This is a genomic window from Corallococcus sp. CA047B (assembly GCF_003612065.1).
GTDB classification, from domain to species: domain Bacteria; phylum Myxococcota; class Myxococcia; order Myxococcales; family Myxococcaceae; genus Corallococcus; species Corallococcus praedator.
Genome location: NZ_RAWD01000504.1, coordinates 1 through 4,496, shown reverse-complemented (window position 1 = coordinate 4,496; position 4,496 = coordinate 1). Strand labels below are relative to the sequence as shown.

Annotated in this window: 2 protein-coding genes; both read right to left on the bottom strand. The window is 69.5% G+C overall.

Annotation, left to right across the window (positions count from 1 at the left end; genetic code table 11):
* A partial coding sequence (locus tag D7X74_RS39930) for an RTX toxin (protein WP_120538176.1) occupies nucleotides 1–2,409 on the bottom strand: 2,409 nt, incomplete at its 3' end.
* Between the two features lie 533 nt (nucleotides 2,410–2,942).
* A complete protein-coding gene (locus D7X74_RS39925; RefSeq protein WP_199742002.1) occupies nucleotides 2,943–4,229 on the bottom strand; it encodes a serine/threonine-protein kinase in 1,287 nt (428 codons plus the stop codon).
* Nucleotides 4,230–4,496 lie beyond the last annotated feature (267 nt).

The window sequence follows — 4,496 nt, the reverse complement described above, 5'->3', positions numbered from 1 at the left end:
GGTGGTGGGCGGGGTGATTTCGATGTTGCCGCCCGCGCTGGCCGAGTTGGTCGCGCCGACGGTGTCCTTGTTCCCGTAGCCGAGCTGGCCCGAGCTGCCCAGGCCCCAGCAGCGGGCCGCGCCCGTCGACAGCAGCACGCAGGTGTGACCGTCACCGGCGGTGACCTGGTAGGCGGTGGAGCCGTCCAGGTCCGCGGCCCGGGTGGGCACGTTCGTGGCCGGGGGCGGGTTGGGGCCCAGGCCCAGCCGGCCGTTCTGGATGGCGCCCCAGCACTTCACGCTGCCGTTGGAGAGCAGCGCGCAGGTGTGGTCATAGCCGGTGGCGATCTGCAGGGCCGTGCCACCCAGGTCGACGGTCGCGGCCTGGGCGAGCGTGCGGTAGGTGCACCCGTAGGGGGACCAGTCACGGCAGCTGCTGTTGTTCGCGTCCGTGGTGGACACCACGGCACCGAGCTGACCCTGATTGCTGGCGCCCCAGCACTTCACGGCGCCCTGCCGGGTCTGGATGCAGGTGTGGTAGGCGCCCGCGCTGAGCTGTGCCACGTCTCCGACATTCACGGGGGTCTGCTGGCTGGGGTCGGACACCTGGGTGGTGTGGGCGTAGCCAAGCTGCCCGGCGCCGTTGCGGCCCCAGCACAGCAGCCTGCCCGTGTCGAGCAGCGCGCAGGTGTGGTTGAAGCCGGCCACGATGTCCCTGGCCGTGACGCCCACGCCCAGGTTCACGTCGCCCTGGACGAGGGGCTGCTCGTCATCGCCGATGGGGTTGTTGTGCCCGTAGCCGAGCTGGCCGAAGAAGTTGTTGCCCCAGCAGCGCACCTTGTTCGTGTCCATCAGCGCGCAGGTGTGGTTGCCGCCCGCCGTGATCTTCGTCGCCAGACCGCCCAGGTTGACGTAGCCCGCCTTGGTGAGGTCCGTCGTCGCGCCCACGGTCGCCGTGTTGCCGTAACCCAACTGGCCCGAGGCACCGTTGCCCCAGCAGCGCACCAGGCCCGACTTCAGCAGGGCGCAGGTGTGGTTGGCGCCCAGCGCCACCTTGGAGCCCTTGTCCAACAGCTTCACCGCGAGCTTGCTGGAGGGCTTCTCGGTGTCACCCACGTCCGCGGACTCGCCCAGGCCCAACTGGCCGTGGAAGTTGAAGCCCCAGCAGCGCAGCGCGCCGTCATTGAGCAGCGCGCACGTGTGGTTCTGTCCCGCGCGCAGCATGTTCACGCCGGTGATCTGCCCCGAGTCCACGGGGGTGTCGGGGAACTGATCGGGCGTCAGCACGTACGACAGGGTCGTCTTGCCGTTGTCCGCGTCCGTGACCTCCAGGAAGAGGGTGCCCTGCAGGGTGGAGGTGTAGTTCTGGAGGGTGGAAGGGTTCGTCTGGCCGGTGAAGGCGGGCAGCGGATCCGGCAGGGGGCTGCCAGAGGCGGTGAAGCCCCAGGCGTAGGTGAGGGTCGAGGGGAGCCCGTCGTCGCTGACCTTCGCGGTGAAGAGGACGTTGGAGGTCATCTCGCCTTCGGCATCGCGAAGGCGCTGACCGTCGAGGCCCTGGATGACGGGGTTGAAGAGCACCTTCACGGTCGTGTCGACGACACCGCTCGTCGTCTCCCGGGGCTGGACGGTGGTGGTGAAGGTGGTGGTGACAGAGTGGCCGGCCTCGTTCTTCACCGTCACCTTGTGGTGGAAGACGGTGGTGTCCTGGACGCTGTCGGGCGGGGTGTAGAGGCTGACGAAGGCGCCGGTGGTGGCCAGCAGGGTGATGTCTCCCTCCACCGGGGTGAAGGTGCCGCTCCCCGCGGCGGGGGTGAGGGTGTAGTGCAGCTTCTCGCCCGTGGAGGCGGAGACGGCGAAGGTGAGGTTGCCGCTCTGGCCGGAGGCGAAGGCCGTGGGGATGCTGATGCGCTCGATGCGGGGCAGCTTGATGACGGCCTTGTCGGTGGCGGGCCCCAGGGGGATGGTGAGGGTCTCGAAGTCCTGGGTGAGGGTGACGTCGAGCGTGCCGTCGAAGATTTCGAGGGTGGCTGAGGTGTCGCTGTAGGCCTGCGCGTAGAAGGTGAGCGCCAGGCCCTTGGGCAGGAAGGGCAGGGTGCCGGCCCACTTCTTCGTGGTCTCGTTCTGGAGCAGGTCGAAGTTGACGAAGAGGGGCTCCTCCGAGGTCTTGCTCGTCTCCCAGACGGTGACACGCAGTCGCTTGACGTCGTTGTGGGAGAACTCCATCGCGGAGACGCGGCCCTTCTTCGCCGCCTCCGTGAAGTCCTGCGAACCCATCGACAGCGTGACCTGGGACTGCTTCTGCTCGGAGGGCGCGGTGTCCGGGGGCGTCGCGTCGGAGCTACAGCCGGCGACCCACGGCGCGGACAAGGACAGCAGCAGCGCGCCCAGGATGCCGCGCGAACGGAACCAGCGGGGAGACGTTCTCTGCACGAAAACTCCTGCAAGGACAGCGGGGGATGGGGAAGACGGACAAAGACAGACGTGCCCGGGGTCAGGGCCCGGAGACACGTTTCCCGTGCCGGGCTCCGGGGGAGCACGGTCGGGGGACGTCACGAAATGGGAGGGAGTGTGTCTGTACAGCGGGAAGCGGAAACGACCGTGGCAGCGGCTTGAATGACTGTCACGCCTTCTATGGGTTTCCGCGAATGCGTGTCAATGTCTGGGTTTGCGCTGACTTGGGGGTGGGAAACGTGCCAGTCGTGGTGGACCCGCGCGGTGACAGGATTTGTCAGCCCGGGGCACGAAGCCTCGGAACACGACCCGGGAGAGTGGGTCGGCGGGGTGACGCAGTGGGTTGTTGAGGGGATGCAAAAAGGCAATTCAGGGAAGCTTCGTGAAACACATTGAAGGTTCACGGACCGTGGTGCCCGCCTCCTCCCCGGGTGCCGCCTGGAATGGACAAACGGCGGCACCCCGTTGGTCTTGGAGGACTCGGGTAGCGGGCATCCCAGCGAGGCCCGGACTCACACCGGTTCGTGCCCGTCGTCGTCCTCGTCCAGCGCCTCCTCATCCGGCCCGGCCAGCTCATCCAGGCCCTCCAGGTCCACGGGCAGGGGCTCGTCGTTCACGTCCGGCGTCACGTCGTCGCCCCCCAGGAACGGCGGTGGCACCACCGGCTCGGAGGCCATCGCGGCCTCGTCGGACGTCAGCTCCGCCGGGTGCAGGCCTCCCTCCAGCAGCTCCGCCTGGTTGCGCCGGCCGGTGGCCTCCCTCGCCGCCTCGGACACCTCCTCCGCCGCGGCCTGCCGGCCGTACCCGGGCGCGTGCTCGCGCAGCCACTGGCGCAGCGCCCCGGCCAGCGCCTCCGCCGAGTCGAAGCGCTCCGAGGGCGCCTGCCGCAGCGCCCGCACGGTGACGGCCCGCAGCCCCTCCGGCACGTCCCGCGTCAGGTGCTCCACCTCCCGGGAGCCCACCATGGCCATCCGCGCGGCCACCTCCGTCAGCGGCATCCACGTGGGCCCCTGCGCCTCCACCAGCGGCAGGTCCGGCGGGGGCGGGGGCGCCGCGTCCTCCAGCGTGAGCGGGTGTGTGCCCGTCAGCACCTCCAGGAGCACCAGCCCCAGGCTGAACAGGTCGCTGCGGGCATCCAGCGGCTCGCGCCGGAGCGCCTCCGGGGACGCGTACGCCACGTCTCCCTTCACCAGCGGTCGGCTGGTGATCTCCCGGCCGGGCAGCGTGGAGAACGCGGCGGTGAAGTTCGTGAGCTTCACCTCGCCGTGCACGCCCAACCTCAGATTCCGGGGGCTCACGTCGCGGTGGATGATGTTGAGCGGCCGGTTCCACTCGTCGCGCAGCGTGTGCGCGTGGTGCAGGGCCTCCGCCACCTCGGAGACCACCCACGCGGCGAAGGCCGGGGACATGGGCTTTCTGCGCATGGCCACCAGGTTCAGCACCGTGTCCAGCGACCGGCCCTCCACGTACTCCATCACCACGTGCGGCACGCCCCGGTAGGCCTTCAGGTGGTAGACCTTCGCGATGCCGGGGTGGTTGAGCCGGAACGTCAGCTCCACCTCCTCCACCAGCCGCCGTCGCTCCACGAAGCCGGACGGGTTGCGCAGCCGCTTGATGACCACCGGGCCGCCCAACCCGCCCCGGTAGCGCCGCCGCGCCAGCATCAACAGCTCCCCGGTGGCGCGCACCTCCAGCTTGCGCACGAACTCGAAGGCCGTGCCGCCCACCGTGAACAGCACTCGCGGCCGGCGCGGCACGCCGGGGATCTCCTCCGTCGTCGTATCGGGGGTCGTCTTCATGTCCTGCCTTTCAACCTCTGGGGTCGAGCGGAAATCGCTCGACCCCGCAGGTAGCACGAACCCCATCGCGGACAAAACCTCAAGGGTTGGTCGGAAGGTGTACGACCCTGGAGGTTCAGTCCCTCCGGCGCAATCCCAGACGCCGGGCCCAGCGCTCCCACAGGCGCCGCCACGCAATCCTCCGGGCCACGCGCCAGGGCATGGGGGGAGGCAGGGGCGCGGCCAGCCCCAGGGCTGTCTCTTATACACCTCTGACGCTGCCGACGA

Coding starts and splice junctions, on each gene's coding strand:
- D7X74_RS39925 (WP_199742002.1), bottom strand. CDS start 4,229: ATGAAGACGACCCCCGATACGACGACGGAGGAGATCCCCGGCGTGCCG.